The organism is Veillonella sp. VA142 (assembly GCF_003992135.1).
In the GTDB taxonomy this organism is placed as follows: domain Bacteria; phylum Bacillota; class Negativicutes; order Veillonellales; family Veillonellaceae; genus F0422.
The window spans coordinates 1-3,509 of record NZ_RQVN01000045.1 but is presented as its reverse complement, the minus strand read 5'-3'; the positions used below and the strand labels follow the sequence as shown (position 1 = coordinate 3,509).

Annotated in this window: 2 protein-coding genes and 3 tRNA genes; 2 read left to right on the top strand and 3 right to left on the bottom strand. The window is 34.4% G+C overall.

Going from position 1 to position 3,509, the window contains the following annotated elements; all coding sequences use genetic code 11:
• Positions 1–923 precede the first annotated feature (923 nt).
• On the top strand, positions 924–1,646 hold the full coding sequence (locus EO117_RS08970; RefSeq protein ID WP_126940105.1) for a nicotinamide mononucleotide transporter family protein: 723 nt from the start codon (positions 924–926) through the stop codon (positions 1,644–1,646).
• A gap of 562 nt (positions 1,647–2,208) precedes the next feature.
• Positions 2,209–2,844, top strand: a complete 636-nt coding sequence (locus tag EO117_RS08960) for a hypothetical protein (RefSeq protein ID WP_126940104.1) — start codon at positions 2,209–2,211, stop codon at positions 2,842–2,844.
• A 103-nt stretch (positions 2,845–2,947) separates the two neighbouring features.
• Here the strand turns inward: EO117_RS08960 and EO117_RS08955 are convergent.
• The 3 genes from EO117_RS08955 to EO117_RS08945 all read right to left on the bottom strand — a co-directional run bounded on the left by EO117_RS08955 (position 2,948) and on the right by EO117_RS08945 (position 3,286).
• Positions 2,948–3,024 (bottom strand) — tRNA-Arg (locus EO117_RS08955).
• A gap of 100 nt (positions 3,025–3,124) precedes the next feature.
• Positions 3,125–3,198: transfer RNA gene (locus EO117_RS08950), tRNA-Gly, on the bottom strand.
• Between the two features lie 11 nt (positions 3,199–3,209).
• Positions 3,210–3,286, bottom strand: a tRNA-Pro gene (locus EO117_RS08945).
• Between the last annotated feature and the right edge of the window lie 223 nt (positions 3,287–3,509).

The following is a 3,509-nucleotide window of genomic DNA, read 5'->3' as shown; positions in this document are numbered from 1 at the left end:
CTAAGTATCTTTTAAGGGTTCTTTCACGATGTTAAATTATTTATATCAAAGTGTTCAATTTCTACTTGCAATTTAAGATTTTTTTATATGATAAGTAAAGATAAATTACTGCATTGATACCGCAGAAGATACACTAACAGAAAAGAGTATCAAGCACCTTCACTATCTATTAAAATATAACACCAAAGACGAAAAACTTCCTTGGTTTAATGTAGGAATGCCTAAAACATAATCTAATTCCCTTTATCATCGAAGATAGAAAGAAATATTTTTATTATCGAGGCTTAACAGAATTTTTGCATGAACCAGGATACCTCATCGACACCTGTTACGATGGACAAGACACGATCAAACGCTTACTGGAATACCTTGAGATTCCATACTAAATAACGTAGTTACAAGTAGTATTTTTCTTAACATATTCTACAATATGGATATAAAAAGAAGAGCTACCAACGTGTGAACGGCATTAGGCTTTTTCATTGTTTATTTACATAGATCAATGAGTTGAATTACTAAAGCAAAGTGACCTTCTTCTTGACACTGTCATTTTATCATTTACACTTGATAAAATGTCCTATACATGCTATTATCAACGTAGAAAATATTCATATAAACATGCAATGTCGTTTCATCATCTGCATGACTCTAATATGTTCTTCCTTTTGGCTTGGGATTACCCAGCTGCTTTAATAAATAACGCAAAAGCCCCTCATTAGCTTGCTAATGAGGGACTTTTGTTTTCTATATTATTTGAGAGATTCCTGTTAATTATGTTATAATTGAAGACATAGCAGAAATCATATTTATCATGTAAGTAAATACTCATTTTTTACTAAAACGATTTAATTGGCTACTATACCTAATCTATCTAGGCAAAACGTATTTGTAAAAGATTATATTCTCATAGAAAGGATACCTCTATGAAACAGTATTTAAAACAATTTGCTACTTCCAAATGGTTTGATGTCCTCGGTGTCGTTCTCGTCGTAGGGATTGCCATTTCTGCTGGTTACCTGAACTCACGCCTTGAAAAATTTGTAGATTGGGGACCTTGGACTGCTCTCGTTCCCTTTGGGCTTATTTCTGTCATCAATGTTGGCATTTCTATGTTGTCTACACGATTTACAGGGCAACTCAACAAATGGGGAAATTATCTAGGCATTGTGAATACTATTCTATCCGGCGCCATCGATTTTATTTTAGGAAATAAAGCAGCTATCATTACCTATCCTGTTACTTTCATTATCTATACCTTTGCTATCAAAAAATGGAAAGCCTCCCACGAAGGTATTCCTAATACAATGAATCCATCGCAAAAACGATTAGTTGCTAGCATCATCACCATCATTGCTTTCACTATTTCTAGCGTTGCCAATTACATAGGCTTTGGTGGTCATATGAACTTTTTATCCATCCTGACCACCATCGTATTTGCCTTCTCACTCATTGCGAACCTGTTTAACGCTCTAAAATTAGACACACAATGGCCGTTCTGGATGATTTATAACATCGTGCAACTATTGAAAGCTTTCACACAAGGCAATTTTGCCAATGTTGGCAAATACATATTCTACATAGTCAATGCTATGGGGGCCTTACTATTTTGGAAAGATAAAGAGAAAGTTTCTTTACTAAGTAAATAACACAAACACAAGAAGCCCAGGGTCTACTCCTGAACAAACACTATGCAATTATGTTTGAGAAGGAATATACCATGGGCTCCCTTTATCCTATTCAGTTAACACCACTACAAAATTTTATAGCGGAGCAAGTGACGTTTCCTAGAATATTCATCTATAGCCGTAATTTGGTCGCATTTAATGCCATTAGTATTAAACAGTAAGCACTCATTAGGTACATATTTAATATTAATTTGAACCCCCAACGTTGTACTTGTTGTCTACTTGTATGATACCGTCTAGCTGCTTCAGCATTATTTTTATGTTTGATAGCATATTCACAAATTAGTTTACGAAAGCGTAATTCTTCAGTTATAATAGATGACATAAGAAGGCCTCTCCTTTAAAATAATGATTCGGTTTAGCAACTTTCATTATAACAGAGAGCCTTCTTATTTTTTTATTTTTTTGTCACAAATGTATTATACTCTTACAATTTTGGTTGAACACTTTCCATTACTACATACACCTTTCTATTTCATCTTATTTTTATAATTGGTATAATTACCTTGAAAGGAGTGAAGTTATGTCCAATGTTAAAGAAATTGCTAAACAAATGGATTGTTTAAAAAGCACTATAGGTGGTTTACAGAACCAACTCCCATTACAGTCATCACCATTAAACAATTTTTACGCCAGTGACGAAGAGTACAAGCACTATAAAAGGAAAGTTCAAGACTTTACCTCTACAGCTCAAAATTTACCTAATGATCATTTAGAAGAATTAATTCTTTTTATTAATAAAGGTGTCTGCAGCTATAAGGATTTAATAAGTAAATTTCCCTACCTAACGCATTCAACTTTGCAACTTTATTTACTTAACTCACCTAAATTGAAAGTTGAACCACCACTATATTCACGTGATTCCCTTTACAGCCCTTTTGAACCTAAAAATTATGCCCAATGTTATTTTGAATTAGTAACTGCCCCAAATAACTTTTATGCTCCTTATTACTTTAATAACTCTGATAAATTTCAACTAACCATTTCAGGTTTAAATATTTTGCAGCGCTTGGAAAAAGAAAATCACGTATTAAAACTTGCAGAAGAAAGTCTTAATATCTCAAAGAAATCTGCCCAATATGGGAAAATTGCTGCATGGTTAGCTGGTGTTGCTTTATTAACAACAATAGTTATTGCCATATTACCTTTTATATTCTGAGAATATTTAGAATCGTTAGAATGACTGCAATTACAAGCATTATTATAGAGCCTAAATTTTACAAAAAAGCGGATAGCTCAATCTGAACTATCCGCCTATTTAGTGGTGATCCAGGAGGGATTCGAACCCCCGACCCACGGCTTAGAAGGCCGTTGCTCTATCCAACTGAGCTACTGAACCATATGTAGTTATATCATGAATTTTACTGTAAATAATAAAATAACCCATCACATAGACATCGTCTCTGTATGGGAACGTATTAAATACAATAACATGTAAGTGGAGCGGGTGAAGGGAATCGAACCCTCGCAACCAGCTTGGAAGGCTGGGGCTCTACCATTGAGCTACACCCGCACATAAGAAAATGGTCGGAGCAGCAGGATTCGAACCTGCGACCCCCTGGTCCCAAGCCAGGTGCGCTACCAAACTGCGCTATGCCCCGATATCTTCCATCCATAGTAACGAATCAACTCAACTGTCCTTGGGAAACACTGTTTCGCTACCGTTTGTTACATACTGTAACAACAAATATATAATATCATATCCCTCACATCTATGCAAGTATTTTTTTATAATATATTTAACTTTTATGAACGACATATGATATTGTCATAGTATAAACACAAATGAATTTGTCAATGCATAGTACAATCTATATATACAGA

Coding starts and splice junctions, on each gene's coding strand:
- EO117_RS08970 (WP_126940105.1), top strand. CDS start 924: ATGAAACAGTATTTAAAACAATTTGCTACTTCCAAATGGTTTGATGTC.
- EO117_RS08960 (WP_126940104.1), top strand. CDS start 2,209: ATGTCCAATGTTAAAGAAATTGCTAAACAAATGGATTGTTTAAAAAGC.